The sequence below is a fragment of the Paenibacillus sp. FSL H3-0321 genome (assembly GCF_038002865.1).
GTDB lineage: Bacteria > Bacillota > Bacilli > Paenibacillales > Paenibacillaceae > Paenibacillus_AQ.
The window spans coordinates 1,138,312-1,153,772 of the sequence record NZ_JBBODH010000001.1 but is presented as its reverse complement, the minus strand read 5'-3'; the positions used below and the strand labels follow the sequence as shown (position 1 = coordinate 1,153,772).

General features: G+C 41.3%; 21 protein-coding genes. 15 read left to right on the top strand and 6 right to left on the bottom strand.

What is annotated here, in order from left to right; translation table 11 throughout:
- Window positions 1-6 precede the first annotated feature (6 nt).
- The 3 genes from MHI45_RS05000 to MHI45_RS04990 are packed head-to-tail and all read left to right on the top strand — an operon-like array spanning window position 7 to window position 2,431.
- Window positions 7-837 (top strand): MetQ/NlpA family ABC transporter substrate-binding protein, encoded by an 831-nt coding sequence (locus tag MHI45_RS05000; protein ID WP_038593800.1) that lies wholly within the window; start codon window positions 7-9, stop codon window positions 835-837.
- A 17-nt stretch (window positions 838-854) separates the two neighbouring features.
- Complete coding sequence (gene proC, locus MHI45_RS04995; protein ID WP_038593797.1) at window positions 855-1,664, top strand: pyrroline-5-carboxylate reductase; 810 nt, start codon at window positions 855-857, stop codon at window positions 1,662-1,664.
- Window positions 1,664-2,431 (top strand): VOC family protein, encoded by a 768-nt coding sequence (locus MHI45_RS04990; RefSeq protein ID WP_076114501.1) that lies wholly within the window; start codon window positions 1,664-1,666, stop codon window positions 2,429-2,431. The genes proC and MHI45_RS04990 overlap by 1 nt, the downstream gene beginning before the upstream one ends.
- Window positions 2,432-2,443: 12 nt before the next feature.
- Here MHI45_RS04990 and MHI45_RS04985 read toward each other — a convergent pair whose 3' ends face one another.
- Window positions 2,444-2,857, bottom strand: coding sequence for a hypothetical protein (locus tag MHI45_RS04985; protein ID WP_076114502.1), 414 nt, complete (start codon window positions 2,855-2,857; stop codon window positions 2,444-2,446).
- A 194-nt stretch (window positions 2,858-3,051) separates the two neighbouring features.
- Here MHI45_RS04985 and MHI45_RS04980 point away from each other — a divergent pair, with 194 nt between their 5' ends.
- Complete coding sequence (locus tag MHI45_RS04980; protein ID WP_076114503.1) at window positions 3,052-3,957, top strand: hypothetical protein; 906 nt, start codon at window positions 3,052-3,054, stop codon at window positions 3,955-3,957.
- A 124-nt stretch (window positions 3,958-4,081) separates the two neighbouring features.
- Here MHI45_RS04980 and MHI45_RS04975 read toward each other — a convergent pair whose 3' ends face one another.
- Together MHI45_RS04975 and MHI45_RS04970 are read right to left on the bottom strand one after the other, a co-directional pair.
- Complete coding sequence (locus tag MHI45_RS04975) at window positions 4,082-4,522, bottom strand: DUF6376 family protein (RefSeq protein ID WP_076114504.1); 441 nt, start codon at window positions 4,520-4,522, stop codon at window positions 4,082-4,084.
- 97 nt (window positions 4,523-4,619) lie between these two features.
- Window positions 4,620-5,753 (bottom strand): C45 family autoproteolytic acyltransferase/hydolase, encoded by a 1,134-nt coding sequence (locus MHI45_RS04970; RefSeq protein WP_076114505.1) that lies wholly within the window; start codon window positions 5,751-5,753, stop codon window positions 4,620-4,622.
- Between the two features lie 329 nt (window positions 5,754-6,082).
- Between MHI45_RS04970 and MHI45_RS04965 the strand changes: the two genes are divergently transcribed.
- From MHI45_RS04965 to MHI45_RS04955, 3 genes are all read left to right on the top strand, one after another.
- Window positions 6,083-6,637 (top strand): MarR family winged helix-turn-helix transcriptional regulator, encoded by a 555-nt coding sequence (locus tag MHI45_RS04965; RefSeq protein ID WP_076114506.1) that lies wholly within the window; start codon window positions 6,083-6,085, stop codon window positions 6,635-6,637.
- 103 nt (window positions 6,638-6,740) lie between these two features.
- Complete coding sequence (locus MHI45_RS04960; protein ID WP_076114507.1) at window positions 6,741-7,196, top strand: hypothetical protein; 456 nt, start codon at window positions 6,741-6,743, stop codon at window positions 7,194-7,196.
- Between the two features lie 8 nt (window positions 7,197-7,204).
- Window positions 7,205-8,413 (top strand): MFS transporter, encoded by a 1,209-nt coding sequence (locus MHI45_RS04955; RefSeq protein ID WP_076114508.1) that lies wholly within the window; start codon window positions 7,205-7,207, stop codon window positions 8,411-8,413.
- A 131-nt stretch (window positions 8,414-8,544) separates the two neighbouring features.
- Here MHI45_RS04955 and MHI45_RS04950 read toward each other — a convergent pair.
- Window positions 8,545-9,320 (bottom strand): IS5 family transposase gene (locus MHI45_RS04950; protein ID WP_341118863.1). Its coding sequence is split into 2 segments (ribosomal slippage): window positions 8,545-8,993 and window positions 8,993-9,320, totalling 777 coding nucleotides; the frame shifts between segments, so codons are not numbered across the junction.
- 205 nt (window positions 9,321-9,525) lie between these two features.
- Here MHI45_RS04950 and MHI45_RS04945 point away from each other — a divergent pair.
- From MHI45_RS04945 to MHI45_RS04930, 4 genes are all read left to right on the top strand, one after another.
- Window positions 9,526-9,996 (top strand): hypothetical protein, encoded by a 471-nt coding sequence (locus MHI45_RS04945; protein ID WP_076114607.1) that lies wholly within the window; start codon window positions 9,526-9,528, stop codon window positions 9,994-9,996.
- A 36-nt stretch (window positions 9,997-10,032) separates the two neighbouring features.
- Window positions 10,033-10,590 (top strand): DUF4240 domain-containing protein, encoded by a 558-nt coding sequence (locus MHI45_RS04940; protein WP_076114606.1) that lies wholly within the window; start codon window positions 10,033-10,035, stop codon window positions 10,588-10,590.
- 104 nt (window positions 10,591-10,694) lie between these two features.
- On the top strand, window positions 10,695-11,381 hold the full coding sequence (locus MHI45_RS04935; protein ID WP_076114605.1) for a hypothetical protein: 687 nt from the start codon (window positions 10,695-10,697) through the stop codon (window positions 11,379-11,381).
- 35 nt (window positions 11,382-11,416) lie between these two features.
- On the top strand, window positions 11,417-12,064 hold the full coding sequence (locus MHI45_RS04930; RefSeq protein ID WP_179091894.1) for a hypothetical protein: 648 nt from the start codon (window positions 11,417-11,419) through the stop codon (window positions 12,062-12,064).
- Between the two features lie 107 nt (window positions 12,065-12,171).
- Here MHI45_RS04930 and MHI45_RS04925 read toward each other — a convergent pair whose 3' ends face one another.
- Together MHI45_RS04925 and MHI45_RS04920 are read right to left on the bottom strand one after the other, a co-directional pair.
- Window positions 12,172-12,396: a helix-turn-helix domain-containing protein gene (locus MHI45_RS04925; RefSeq protein WP_076114603.1), complete on the bottom strand. Its 225-nt coding sequence runs from the start codon at window positions 12,394-12,396 to the stop codon at window positions 12,172-12,174.
- A gap of 67 nt (window positions 12,397-12,463) precedes the next feature.
- Window positions 12,464-12,682, bottom strand: coding sequence for a helix-turn-helix domain-containing protein (locus tag MHI45_RS04920; RefSeq protein ID WP_038593724.1), 219 nt, complete (start codon window positions 12,680-12,682; stop codon window positions 12,464-12,466).
- A gap of 105 nt (window positions 12,683-12,787) precedes the next feature.
- Between MHI45_RS04920 and MHI45_RS04915 the strand changes: the two genes are divergently transcribed.
- From MHI45_RS04915 to MHI45_RS04900, 4 genes are all read left to right on the top strand, one after another.
- Window positions 12,788-13,117 carry a DUF6809 family protein gene (locus MHI45_RS04915; protein WP_083675976.1) on the top strand — a complete coding sequence of 110 codons (330 nt, stop codon included), beginning with the start codon at window positions 12,788-12,790 and terminating at the stop codon, window positions 13,115-13,117.
- Entirely contained in the window at window positions 13,114-13,431 is a 318-nt protein-coding gene (locus MHI45_RS04910; RefSeq protein WP_076114602.1) for a hypothetical protein, read from the top strand. The genes MHI45_RS04915 and MHI45_RS04910 overlap by 4 nt, the downstream gene beginning before the upstream one ends.
- Window positions 13,432-13,945: 514 nt before the next feature.
- Complete coding sequence (locus tag MHI45_RS04905) at window positions 13,946-14,593, top strand: hypothetical protein (RefSeq protein WP_076114601.1); 648 nt, start codon at window positions 13,946-13,948, stop codon at window positions 14,591-14,593.
- A gap of 677 nt (window positions 14,594-15,270) precedes the next feature.
- A complete protein-coding gene (locus MHI45_RS04900) occupies window positions 15,271-15,432 on the top strand; it encodes a DUF255 domain-containing protein (RefSeq protein WP_076114599.1) in 162 nt (53 codons plus the stop codon).
- Window positions 15,433-15,461 lie beyond the last annotated feature (29 nt).

Sequence of the window (15,461 nt, the reverse complement as noted above, 5' to 3'; positions counted from 1 at the left end):
AAGGTAATGAAAAAGTTAATGTTAGTAATGTTGATAGGTGTTCTGGCGGTGTTAACAGCCTGCGGCAATAAGGAAGCAGAAAGCTCTGGAGATAAGAAGAAGCTTACCGTTGGTTTCGGTGTCGGAACCTATGAGGAACAATTCCGTCAATCGATTCTGCCAATCCTGGAGAAACAAGGCTATACCGTTGATATTAAAACCTTCTCGCAAAACATGCAGGTTAATCCGGCGATGAAGGAAGGCTCCATTGACGCGAGCATATTCCAAAGCACAGCCTACATGGAAGCCATTAATAAAGAAATTAATGCAGACATGACAGGGATTGCTTATGTGCCAGGCGCTCCACAAGGTCTTTATTCCGTAAATCATACTACTCTTGACGATGTTAAAGATGGTACAACGGTGGCGGTTCCCAACGATCCGGTTAACCAGGAGCGTGCACTGCGTATTCTGGAGGAATTGGGCTGGATCAAAATTAAAGAAGGAGCAGGTGTAGCAGACTTCAACATTAACAGCATGGAGCCGGATAAGTATAATATTGATATTAAAATTTTGGACCCGGCGCAAATTCTGGTTTCCCTTCAAGATGTGGATTATGGTGTTGTGAACGGTAATTATATTGCGAATTCACCCGACAGAAAGATTACGGATGCACTCAAGATTGAAAACACGCCAATGCAACACAGAATCATCGTATCGGTTAACAAAAAGGATGAAAATTCGCAGTGGGCCAAGGACTTGAAGGCTGCCTATGAATCCAAAGAGTTTGAAGAATATATCCTTGGAATCGAGAAATATGATGGTTTCATTTTGCCTGAAGCATGGAAAAATAATTAAGTAAGGAGTGAACGAACGTGACCAAGCAAAAGATTCATTTTATTGGCGGAGGACAGATGGCGGAAGCGATCATCCGCGCAAGTATTGCCAATGATACCCTGTCTGCAGAACAAATCAGTGTATCCGATATTAATGAAGCCCGTCTTCAGTTGTTGAATACAAAATACAGCGTAAATACAGATAGTTCGCAGGAGCACGGCCTCTCAACAGCAGAGTTGATTGTAGTTGCAGTTCGTCCACAGGATGATTTGACTGCACTCGGACAAATTGTGCAACAATTCGCTTCACCTGCTGCCGCAGTTGTATCGATTGTGGCGGGGGTAACGATTGCGAAGTTAGGACAATATTTTGGAGCTGAACGCCCAATCATTCGGGTCATTCCCAATACGTTGACCGATACGGGTTACGGCTATAGTGGTGTAGCTTTAAATGCCTACGCCACTCGTGATCAAGTTGAAAAGTTCCTGCTCGGGTTCGGCAAAGTACAATATCTGGAGGAGTCATATATAGATATCTTCACTGGGTTCGGTGTAGCTGGACCTAACTATATCTATTATTTCATTGAATCTCTTGCGGATGCGGGTGTCCTCGCCGGACTGCCACGGGAGCAAGCTTGGAAGGTAGCGCTGGAGAATGTTATGGGAGCGGTTGTGATGCTGCAGCAGACAGGTCTGCACCCAAGACAACTGCTTGATATTAATAATTCGCCTGGCGGTGTTGGCATTCACGGCTTGTACGAGCTGAACAACAGTGATTTCGCGGCCGGACTGCAAAGAAGTGTTCTGGCAGCCGTAAAGCGTACTACTGAGCTGGGAGTGAAGGAATAATGGCAATCCTGAAATGGGATCATTTAGTACACTATGTCAATGATCTGGATAAACCGGTTGAAATCTTCGGCGATCATGGTTTGATTGCTTTCAAGGGAGGTTCTCATAAGGATTGGGGAACCTATAATGCCTTAAGTTACTTTGGGCTAACCTATCTTGAGTTTCTTGGCATCGAGAATCTGGAATTAGCGAAGGCAACAGAGCACAATGTTGTAGTGAGGGATGCGGTTAACCTTCTTCCAGAGAAGGAAGTCTTAAGCAGAGTTGTGATCCGGACGAATGATATTGAAGAAATCGCTGCCTCCTTGAAGGCAGCAGGTCTATCATTATCTCCTATAATCAATGGTAAACGTCTGGATAATAAAGGCAGATTAATAGAGTGGCGGATGATGACCATTGATGGAGACTTTCAAGGGCTGGTCTATCCGTTTATCATTCAATGGAACGGGACGGATGAAGAGCGATTGGAACGGTTAACGGCATCCGGAGTCATTCAATCCCATCCTGCGGGACATGCGGAAATCGTGAAGGCGGTATTCCGTGTCTCAGATCCTGCAGCCGCCGCTGAACATTGGGGAGCGTTATTTGGACTGCCAATTGCACAGTCAGAAGTGAATAACACCTTCACCCTTAAAATTGGAGATAAGTCTTTTGATTTCGTGCAAGGGGATGAGAACCAATTCAAGCAGGTCATTTTTGAAACGGATTCCACTGGATTAAAAGGAAAGACGATTCAAGTTGGTGCTGGTGAGTACGTGTTTGTTTAAAAAATAACTGCATCAACTGATTTCCTTGGTTGAAAATGGGTTGTTATCGCATAGCGCGGTAACAACCCTATCTGCGTTTTGTAGTGAGAATGCGGGTAACCTGCCGACTTTCTCTGCATTAAGGCTCTGTTCTGAATCATTTCTGGCTGTGCTGGAGCAAAAGCCGCTCGGCAGCTTCCAAATTCCGCGCAAAATAGTCAGAGCTATTCCGCTTCCCTGCCGATAAAGCGCATTAGCACTGGCAGCCGCATCCTCGAAATCTCCTCGATCCAGCGCATTTTCAAGATAAGCCAACCAACTTTGAAGCGGTGCATCATGGCATAATTTTAAGCTGCCTTCCTTGAGCGGTCTCGCATATTCATCCGCCGCTTTCCGGTCTCCCATCAGCAAATCCGCCTGATGAATGGCATCCAAATAAGCCGCCATCTGTACTGCCCCTCCAGCATGGATCGGAAAAACTCGTCAAACTGCTAGGGGCGAATAAACAGGAAGCCCAAGCCAGGTGAATAGGCAGGAATACAAGATTAAACTGTCGAAAAATGATGTAATTTTTATTATTGGGGCATTTTGCATCAGATGTTAAAATATATCTTATTCAGAAAGAGGAGGAAGTAATATTTATGAAATGGGTTTGGGGAGTAATAACAGCGGCAGTATCAGTAATTGTGCAATTGCTTATCTTAAGTCTCTTAGGTTTTAACTTTTTTAGCTTTTCTGTGTTATTCATTATTCCGGTAGGGGGGATTATTCTCGGAGGTATAGCCACCTTCGGATATTTTTCTAAAACGGTGAGACAGGGATTAAAGCCGAATAAAAACAACTACTTAATATCGGTTATTTTCATATTACTTTCATTTAGCGGGTTTATGTATGGAGAATATCAAATGGCATATGTCTCATCATCGAATGAAATTAATTATAAGTTTGAGGGGGAGCATATAAGCAATTTTGTGTTTGGAGAATCAGATGAACCTATAACTCTATTGAACTATTATGATTATAAATTTAATAATAGCAGTTTAAGCATATTTTCAAGAGGACATGTAGGCAATGCAATAGATATTGAACCCAACAAGTGGGTAAACATCAGCAAATTCCTCATACAATGTCTTGGCCTATTAATAGGTGGGTTAAGTGCCGGATTGCTGGTGACAAGTGGTAAGACACATTGTTCTTCATGTAACAAAGCGTATTTACAGGAACATAAACTTTTGGACGTAAATGATGAAATGATAGAGCCGGTATTAAGTGAAATCAATCTATACATACAAAATAACAACGGTGAAGGATTAACAAAATATATCACTGAACAAAAGGCGCTTTGTGAGGGTGGAGCTTCAGATACTAATGTTAAATATGGATTTAAGTTTGGTCATTGTCCCAATTGTCAACAGGGCTACCTGATCAAGAGTTGTTATACGCTAGATAAACATGGGAATTTTGAAGAGCAAGAAGATAAAAAGGCAGTAATTCCTATCAGCCAAGAGATTGTAACTAGTGTACAAAAAGCAGAAATAGCATCGTAAGTGAAAATTTGAGAGAAGTGGAGAAACCTGCCACTTCTTTTTCACGTGCTTCCTTAGATGCGCCTGACAAAAGAAAAAGCGCTCCAGGTATGTTTTCCCATACTTTGAGCGCTTATTTAGGCTGTTACTGCGGGATGAGCTGGGTGATCTGGTTCAATAGCTCGTTGACTTGGTTTATAGTCTCGGGAATACCTGTCGATTCGAAGGCGGCTTTTCCTTCTTCCAGGTTGGTTATGGCCTGATCCAGTCCTTGCTGCAGTGTTTCATTGTATCCGACAATAGATTGATGCAGGCCTGCCGCATATTCCGGAACCTGAAGCCCGGCATATTGGACGATCTGTTCCTTGAGGGCAAGCAGCCTATCCTTTAATTCACCCCTGGCCTGCGGGTCTGTGGCAGCATCCGTGGCCCAGGTTCCCATCTCTTGTCCGAACTCCGTCAAAGTTTGCATATAAGAAGCGGTATCGGCGGTGAAATTGACGCTATCTCCTACCTTTTCCGCAATCCCGCAACCCGGTACAACCAGCAAGATGAGTAGCAGCAGACTTAAGCCATATTTCTTCATTTGCTTCACTCCTTTAGAGTATCGTATGTGCCAAGTTTACTGTAGTTCATACGGCCAGAAGGGCGTCAGGTTGCATGAAAGTGATATGCGGCTACGGTTACCGATGAAGACGATTCTGCTCCATACTTCCAGGATTTAAGTGCTCCCAAAAGGTTGTGGGGTTCTGGGGGAACTCGTTATTTATGGGGACTTGTATTTTAGAATTTTCACATGGACTATTAAAAGAGATTTTTTCCCATTTTTGCGGGGATGCTGCCCCAAAACACACCTGTACGCTAATCTCCGTCGTGTCAAAAACCATTGAATGCAAGGTTCCTAAACAATCTTCATAAAATGGGCAACATACGCCCTTTGGCACTTTTTCCTCCAGTATTGTCTTTATTGATTCTACAGAAATAGATCCTTTCTTTTTTGAAAAATAATCTTTTATAGTGTTGTATCGAATAACAGAATGCCTTCTGCGGTTATTATCATAAGGCAACATTTCGTTGCTCTCATAATGATTTGTTGCGACAAGGAAATCTTCACTGTTTCTAAAAGATATTTTTCTATCGTCTCCGAAACTGGCAGTTTCAGCTATTGTGGCATTTCCGTAAGTATCAGCAATCAGCAGGTTTACATTGCTTCGTATAGGCATATTTTTCAAAAGATATATGGCATCCTCAACAGAGGAGCAATTATCCAATAAAGACCTCAGCACAAACGGGAACCAAAGTCCTTCACCAAAAGGGCGTTGTCCAAATTCACAAGATGACATGCTTACTGTTAAGCCATGCTCATTTATTCCGTCAAATCTCCCAAACAATAGCAGTGAAAAACCTATATGTGCAGGTTTTCCGTCTGCCCTTGTTACACACAAACACATCTCATCTTCAGTTGAAAATTCATAACTTCTGCCAATTAAAGTGTGCCCATCAGATGTAATACTTGGCAAAGCTGCGAATTGACTGCATGCTCCAGCTTCTATTACATCATCCGCAAATACAGCCAATTTCCCCAGTGGGATCTTTAAGCTGTCTGAAAGTCCAATGATTTCCTCGTTTACTCCGGGACAAAATTCATCTAAAAGGATTTGTTTCTTTTTTAATAAAAAACTATCCATACAATCACCTTGTATATTGATTCTCATAAGCTCCGGGTTGTTTCGAAGTGTATGAGCCAGCTTAGTGCCAATCTCGTAATGGCTGCCCTCTGAGACGAATTTTGAAAAGCTAACGAACTGGTTTGACATGTTGAGCGCCTTCTTTCAGACTATTTTTCAAATATATCATAAACGGGTGGCTTATACTCACCCCCTCTGCATATTATGATATTGTTTTTCTTTCATATTGTCCTGTCATTACCTGCGCATAGTTGACAGATCGAAGAGGGTAAGTATCAGATCCAGATTATTCAAGAATTAGTTTTTCGGAATTCTGTACATTTCTCGAATACATGATGTTAGGTAACTCTGCCTATAGGATTACCTTTGTTTCTAAATCTGATTTGCAAAAATAAAAGAAATCAGTTATATTCAATGTAATTAGATAATCTAACTATAGGAGTAAGGAGGTATACAAATTGAAAAGAAAGCCTGCCAAGGAATATACGACCGAGCAACAATTACCGAGACTTGGAACATCACCTTATTTGAAGTTGATGGAGCGTACAGCCTCATCCGATACCAATCTAAATTCAGCGCACCTGGGACTAATTATGCTCTGGCTGGGAGATAACACTTTAGACATGGTGGATATTGATTTAGCTGCTTTTGACATCACGGAGAGTAAGCTGGATCTATTACTCCTATTATCCCTTCACGCAGATCAGGAGTTGGTTACACCTTCATCCATAGCAGACCGATTGGGGATTCGTCGATCGTCTGTAACGGCCTTGTTAATATGGCTGGAGAAAAAAAATTTGATTGTTCGTGAACCGTATGCCAAGGATGGTCGCATGACTCACGTTCGTATTAGCGCTGAAGGCAGTACGCTTGTGAATCAAATATTGCCTACGTTCTGGTCTACTTGCGCATCCCTTGTTGATGAATTAGATAAAGAGGAGCAAGCGGTGTTCCAAAAAGTGCTGGTTAAACTAAATGCAAGCTTAGAAAAACGACTTGGATCGGGTAGATAATTTTTTTGGTCATATAGTTAGATAATCTAATTACATGAAATAAGAGATGGATATGATCTGATAACCGTGATGGATATTACAACATGAAGGTATGTGATTCAAAATGAAACAAACTCGGCATTCCGGGGACCAGCAGCAGAGTCGTGAACAGCATTTTATATCGCTGCGCATCATGTTTAAGGAGATGTTCTTGCACACAAGGACGCAATGGGTCTTGCTTATGCTTGGTGCCGTCACAGTGATAGCCATTTCCATTCTTGAATTTATGATCCCTCAGTTAACTAAAGAGATCATAGACCAGATCATCCCTGAAAAAAGGTATTACGCGCTACTAGAAACGGGAGGTCTTATCCTGCTAGCTGCATTGCTACTGGGGATATTTAACTTCAGCAGCAGTTATGTAATGACAATTGTTAGTCAAAAGGCAATTCTCCAGTTGCTGGAGAGATTGTGGAGCTGGGAAATCATGAAAACCTACTCCGCCGAAATGGGCGATACAAGGAACTATACGAGATGCAATTTCCAACAAAATCTAACTTCGAACAAATTTTATAATTGAGGTGTAATATGAACAATCCAATCAATGCAACGGGTACAACTAGAAATTATAAGCTTATGACCATTATCCTTTTCTGGACCGGCCTTGTTGTCATGTCCAGTCTATACGTAACGATTCCGCTAATTACATTGTTTGCACAGCTTTTTGAAATTTCTACGACGAATGCTGCCGCTGCGGGAAGCACCTTTTCGATAGGCTTTGCCATTGGTTGCTTAATCTATGGCGCGCTGTCCGATAAATACGGACGGAAGACTGTTATATTTGCAGGGCTCCTTTTCCTGACATTGATATCATTAATTCTGGGAACCGTTCACAGCTTTGCATGGATTTTAGGATTAAGAGGACTACAGGGAGCAGCAGCAGCAACCTTCTCTCCAGTAGCACTTGCCTATGCGGTTGAGATGTATCCAGCGGAAAAACGGGTAACTACCATTGGTTTTATCAGTACAGGATTTCTGATTGCAGGTATTGTTGGTCAAGTGGTTAGTAGTATACTCAGTGAGCATTATGGCTGGAACGCTGTTTTTTATATTCTTGCCGTTGTTTATGCGGTGACCGCCATATTAGTGTTCTTCTTCCTTCCCAAAGGCGGTATCCAGCAGGCACACACTAATATCTGGGAGCCTATTAAGCAAATTGGCAAAGTGTTTGTTCAAAAACAATTGGTATTATGTTATCTAGTAGCATTCGTTCTGCTTATGTCTTTTGTAAGTATGTATACAGTGCTGGGTAACTATCTAAGTACAGCTCCATATGAGCTAAGCAAGCAAGAAATTCTTTCTGTCCGTATTATCGGCATATTAGGCATGCTCGTTTCTCCATTCGCGGGAAGAATATCCAAGCATGTCGGCGTAGGTAGAACGCTTCGCGGTGGATTGTTGCTAGCGATCATTGGTTTGGCGTCTATGGGGATGATTTCTAATCTGCCACTTCTTATTGTGATGAGCATCCTTTTTGTGGGAGGGATCGCACTAGCCGTTCCTTCACTTGTTTCGCTTGTTGGGCAAGTGGGCGGCAAGATGCGCGGGATAGCTGTATCCGTATATACTTTTATATTGTTTACAGGCACAAGCTTCGGTCCGATTATCTCGCTTCAATTGATGAATAATGCAAGTTATTTAATTACGTTTCTTCTATTGGCATGTATTCTGTGCGTTGGGTTGCTAGCAGCATGTCTTATTCATCATGAGGAGGCAGGGGAGTTAAACAGCCAGTAAATGTGTGATCAATAAACAAAAAACGATGAAATGACATCATAACGATTGTTTATTCAAGGTAACTTCATTTGAAGTTGCCTTTTTTATCCCTTACTGAGATTAACGATTACTAGATCGTGTCTGAAAACTCTTCATTGAGTCAATTTGAAAATGGCAGCTACGTATACAAAAGCCAGGAATGACTTGGCCAACTTGTCGTAACGAGTAGCCACACGGCGAAAGTGTTTGATTTTATTGAAAAAGCACTCCACTAAGTGGCGTTCTTTGTAGCGATACCAATCAACTTTCCATGGGTTTTGACTATTCGTTTTAGGCGGGATGGTGTAGGATGCCTGCTTAGCTGTAATCCAATTCCGAATCGCTTCTGAGCCATAAGCTTTGTCGCCAAGAATATGACTTCCTGTAATATCAAGCTTCTGAAGTAAATCAATCGCTGGAACGGAATCGTAGACTTGACCACCCGTCAGAAGAAAAGCGAGGGGGTTTCCTAATCCATCGACGACGGTATGAAGTTTGGTTGTCTTTCCACCACGACTGACGCCGATGTGCTGATTCACTTCGTGTCCTGGGGCGTTTTTTTAGCACCGGCACTATGTTGATGGGCTTTGACCGATGTAGAATCAATGCTCAAGTTTTCAAAGTCAGGTTCGACCTGAAGAGTTTGGAAGATCGCGACAAGCAGTCCGGTATCTCGCCACTTGCAGAAGCGACTGTAGGTCGTTTTCCATGAACCATAGCGTTCCTCCGGTAGATCGCGCCAGGCAGCACCACTTCGAGCGATCCATAGAAAAGCGTTAAACATGGTTCTTTCACTTAATTTTGACGGACGTCCTGTTTTGTAGGGTGGAAACATGCCCTTAATTTGTTCCCACTGTTCATCGCTTATTTCGTACCGTCTTTGAATCATGCTTGACGCCCCATTCGTTTTCTCAAATCTTACCATGTTTTTTAGTTTTCAGACACATCCTAGTGTATTTTGAAATCATAATATTCTTCCATTTGATAGTATAATTAAAACATGCCTAGATAGGACTGTTACAAACATGATTTGTCTTGAGTTTCGTGAATATAAAGTTAGACGAAATGCACATTTAGTTAATTTGGAGGAGTGTATGAACATATTTACAAAGCAATTGAAACTAGAGGATCTGAGCGATATCCAATATGAAGTACATACTGGCACATCAAGAGTAGTAAATTATCTCGAAATCATGATTTTAAAATTTATCGGGGATTATGGATATGGATCAGCTGGGAACTCGGATGCAACTTATATGAGCGCAATTGGTAAAGCCGTTTTAGAAGCTTGGGAACCTGGGGGACTAATAATTGACTTAAGCGATCTATCATATGAGTGGGGGGATCGAATTGAAAGCATCTTTTTTGTTGGAGAAGAAAAATATTTAGACACACCGTTTCCAGTAGCATTAATTGTAGGGCGCAGATCAGAAGAGGCTATTAGAACTCTAATTGTTGGCTTAGAAAGCAATAAAACAATTGAAGAAATTGGATGGGTGTTTAAAGATCTAAATAGTGCTTGGGAATATATTGAATCCAAATTAAATGAATATGAAATTAAGTAATCCCAATAGAAAACATAATAACGGAGGGTCTTTGCAATGACGACTGATTTATTCTGGGAAATGATAAACAACTCAAAAAAGTATGGTGAAGAACAAATTGAATGGTTAACCAAAGAATTAACAAAGTCCAGTAAAGAAGAGATCCTTCAATTCGAAATAGAATTTAGGAATAAGATGGATCAATCCTATACATCTTCATTATGGGGGGCAGCGTTTGTCGTAATGGGAGGATGTTCAGATGATGGATTTGATTACTTTAGAGGTTGGTTAATCTCCCGCGGAGAAGAAGTTTTCAATCAGGTAATAAAGAATCCTGAATTTCTAGCAGAATATTTATCTGAAGAAAATTTGCAAGAGGATGTTTTTGCACCTCAACTGGAAGAGATGCTGTCAGTTGCTTCAGACGCGTACATTTATCAAAAAACCGGTATGTTCGAGTACAACGATGATATAAACACTGAATTTTATAATGAGCTGGAAGCTCGAGGCTACAATTTTGAAGTAACAGAGATTGAAAATGATTGGGAGGAAGAAGACCTGGAAGAAATGTACCCATTATTATGGGATAGATTTGAAGAGAATCCACTGACGTAAGGAATGTTTTGATGGCGGACAAACCGCCGCGGTCCTCCCGGAATGTAAGGGGTCTTGAAATTCGTGGACTGAGGTAACTGTATGATTTATTAAAAGGTGGTGCTATGGAAAAATTTACGTTAGGTATTGCTGTATTGGTATTTGTGATCCTTGCGGGTTGTTCACAGAAGGAATATCATCCAACAAAAGAATCTATATCCAAAATAGAAGCTTCCGTTGAATCGTCAGAGAAATCAGCAGTAAAGATATTAAGTGATCTGGCTAATCAAGAGTTTTCAATCCAAGCAGATCAGATTAGTGAAGATGATTATACCTTTATGGAGGCCTTCGGAAAAGCATTCATAAATCTTTATACCGGAGCTGTTGCAGAACAGGAAACCGTATCTTTTAAAAACTACATCGCTAATAAAAATCTCCTTCAGTTCACTAATAAAATGTTGGAGTTAGAACAACTGCAGGATTCGAAAGGTGGTAATGGTATAATATTCGGCCTGGACAATGAGTTTAAGAAAGCAGAGCTCAAGAGGCTGGATAACAATCTTTACTATTTAGAGTTACCCTTTTCAAACCAGGGTTCTGGGATGAGCTGCAAGCTGTTAGTTCAATCTGTTAACAAGTCATTAATAATAGTAGATTTGTACTTTGGAAATAAAGATGGTGTAGATACGTTGGCAACAGGTCACCCAGCGGTAAGAAAACTTAATAATCCTAAATTGTGGGATGACCAGGAATGGGTTGACGGTGTAATGGAGAAGCTTGAAAAATATGAAACCGAACTCTTGAGCATGTAATGATCCTATTGATAAATTATTAGAATAGGCGGATTATGATGGAACCCAAATACGGCCTTATTAAGTTTGGTGGTATTACATTGATCCTTTCGGGAATTCTCTTTTTTGTCCAATATCTATTTATGTTGCCTATGCCTAGTCCTCCGCTCTCGGATGTGGTCCTGGTGACGTGGCTGCAGGAATGGCGGTTCAATCTCTCGATGGCAGACGAACTGTTGTTTTTTGCCACATTATTATTAATACCCTCAACCGTCGCATTGTACCGGATATTGGTAAAGGTGGACAAGATCAAAACAATGCTGGGATGCGGTCTGTTGGCTGTTATCATACCGGTTAATATCTTACTGGTCATTATCTTGGGGCGTTTGGTCTATCCCGTCTTTAATATTGAACTCTCACCTGATATCTACAAGCTGGTAATCAGCATATACTATGGAGGCATGCACTCTGTAGCGATTATACTGAGCATGGCAACCATCATATTGTGTCTCGTGATAAGAAAAAGTGTGCTCGGCAAGCCTGCAGCTTATTTTGGATTTGTGGTAGGGATACTGGATCTTATCGGAGCCTATCCGTGGATAGTTGGAACTGCTATGGTATTTGTTTCTCAACTGGCTTTTGCTGCATGGTTTGTTTTTCTCGGCATGAGGATGCTGGGGAGGATGGAGGAAGCAGTGGGATAGGCTACTTAATTACTACTTTCGGATTGTCCTATCAAGCTGACATACTTATTGGTTAACCGATAAACAAGCTCCCGTAGATTGTCACAGGAGCTTGTTTTTGCTGCGTACTATTCTTTTTTGCCGGGATAACGCTTGGGGTTGTCTGTCTGACCCAGAATATAGTCGATGCTTACTTTATGGAAATTGGCCAGAGTAATTAAAACGGCACTCGGGACATCCGAATTTCCATTCTCATAGCGGGAATAAGTGGCTTGTGTGATATGTAATAGCTCAGCCATTTGTTGCTGTGTCAGATCTTTGTCTTCGCGTAAGTCGCGGATTCTTTTGTACAATGTGATCACCTGTGTGTTTAGCGAATAGCTTCCTTTGAGAACTGCGAGACCTACTGATTATTTTAGTTCAACTTTTTGGATAAGAAGCTTTTTGGTTCGTCCTGTTCAGCAAATAGTCAGTGCTCGTCTGATGGAATTCCGCCAGTTTGATTAGAATTGCCGTGGGAATATCTACATCACCACGTTCATAATTGCTATATATCCGCTGGCTGCATTGCAAATATTCGGCCATTTGGGTTTGAGTTAAATCTTTATCTTCACGTAAATCTCGGATACGTTGATACATTTTAAGCACCTCCAAAGCAAGCATATCTTAGCGAATTATTCGCTATTGAAATTTAGCGAAAAATTCGCTAAGATGATTAAAAAGAACATTAGGGAGGGGAGGCAGGTGAGCCTATTGGAGGATTTGTATTACGGAAAAATCTGCCCAAGTGAACGAAGCCATTCTAATGATCCCAAATATGCACTGTACTCCAAGCAAATATCAGAGCTTCTACAAATCCTAAAAGAAAAGCTGACTCCCGATGACTTCACTATGGTTGAAGGAGTCATGGATCTTAATGATATGCTGATTTCTGTCTCTTCCGCTGCTGCGTATATTCTCGGATTTAGAATGGGGGCTGCGATGATAATAGAAGTATTAGGACACAAGGAAGAACTTATACATACGGAGGAAGTGTGCTTTGGAAAAATTAAGTTGGATGGGAGAGAGTCATGAGAGAGCAGGAATCGAGTAGCGGAGAACGGAAAACAAATAAATTCAGTTCCAAACAGCACGTGTTGATTGATGAACTGCTTATGGCAGAAAATTGGGGCGATAATCAAGGGAAGTGGGTACCCGCAATTAAGGAAGCTATCGCTATGGGTGAGATTGAGAAGCTATTGGAACTTAGGGCCAAGTTTCCATATTCTTTTGAGAACTCACTGAAGCATTTAAAGAAGGAGGAGCGAGAGGTTATAAGGCATAAGTGCGAACTTGATTGGAGCAATAACGAGGATTCGGCAAATAGTGGAGGTAATGAATCAAAGTGATAGTTAGAGATGAATACTATTTTTAAAGAGAACCGGGGTGAGATGAATTTGGCTTCGGTTTTTTTGACCAAACCAAGTTTAATGGATTTCAGGAAAGTGCTTGAAATATTAGAGTAAGGTTGTAATAGATGATAGAATTATCCGACTGAGGAGTAGATATATGAACGGCTTGGTCAGTTTAGGGAATTATGGGATGCCGCTGTAACGAGTAGAGTGAAGAATAGGGCAATGAAGAAGTTGGTGGCGTAGATTGTGTATAAGTGGGAATCAGGTGGAGTTGACAGTTTGTTATAAATGAAGATTGCTACGGTGTATCTGTACTTTTGGTGGGAGCTTTTTTGTTCGGAAAGTATAGAATTAGCAATAGCAATATTCTTCCATTTCATTGTATAATTAAAACAGCATCGAAAAAATCTGGTGTCGAAACTTCTACAATGGAAAAAATGCTTTTATCGACTATCTTGGAGTATTCTGCGAAGAGTGGAAAATTTATGTTAGCAGGAGGATTCAGGTTATGGGAGAAAACAAAATTGGAGCAAGCGATTATCTTGCATTAGGTTTATATGCTTTTGCAGGATTCGGTCTTGAAATTGTACTGTCCATGCTATTGCCTTTTATATTCGGTGTTGGAGGTTCTGAATATACCCTCATCCATCATTGTATACACTGGGTGCTTACATGCATTTTGTGGGGGAGTATGGCACTATTTTTGATAAGGCTTTCAAAGAAGAAATATTCCTTTGATATTATGAAGTTAAACGAAGCGCCAGACTCCAAGGGATGGTTACTTGCGGTTGTGATTTCTGTTATAGCAATTACAGTTACCACTATTGCATGGGGTGGCTTTAAGCCAGTTCAAGAATACAATGGTATCGTTAAATTCATTTTTCAAAATATCTATTACTTGTTTGAAGCTGCCTTGATTCTGCTAACGATTGTTTTTGGACAAAAATTCGGTGAAACGCTCATGAAAAGAGGCGGTCTGCCTTATGGAGGGATTTTTCTTGCGCTCACATGGGGACTCATACACATTTTGCTCCAAGGAAGTCTAACAGGTGTTTATGCTTTCTTCATGTCCATTCTATATGGCATTGTATACATATTGTTAAAAAAGAATATCCGATATTCATATATGATGATGGTAATTATATTTATTTTATAAGCAATTTCAGCATACGAAATCACATAAGACTGTGCAATAAAATTGAGGCGCGTATTCAAACTATTGTTACATGACGGAGGAGCGGTACAGACTGAGATCCGCTACCCCTCCCGAATCTTAACCGGGAAAAAATACTCTACCTGCCGGTAGCTCAAGCGTTCGTATGTATGTGGGACAGTAACCTGAAACATCACAGCATGCCAGGGCCGTTCATCAAATGCAAGCCGTCCCCATATCTTATCGAATTTCTCGTGATTATCCCCTTGCTCCAATCCAGAGGTCACCATCCTGCAGGCCGATAATTTAACAAGCCGCACATCCGGTTTTTTTTCAGCTTTTCCGTCACTTCCAGCAACCGGTTCAAGTTGGAAATGCCCTAAAAGTGAAGAAGGTATGTGAGAGGGGAAATCCTCTCTTAGTATACCGGGTGAGGGATGAACGCGCCGGGGATTTGCCTTCATCGTGACATTTTGAGAATCCCCGGAGTTTATCTACTTAGCTTGTGGCGGATACTTGGTGAAAGAAGAGAAGTCAGCAGATAAATTATCGCTGGCCATAAAGATAGTCACTCAGCAGGGAGATTTTGTTCTTCCCTTACGCCCTCCCCCCACCTTATTGGGTAAACTAACCCTAAGCAATACTTTACCTAAACCCAACACGAAACGAGGTGATGCCCCATGACAACTCAAAAAGTACCCAATAGATTAGCCAAGGAGAAGTCGCCGTATCTGCTGCAGCATGCACACAACCCGGTGAACTGGTTCCCTTGGTCGGAAGAGGCTTTTGATAAAGCTAAGCAGGAGAACAAGCCTGTCTTCTTATCTATTGGGTATTCGTAGTGTGGCTTTAACCGACATGTCATTGATGA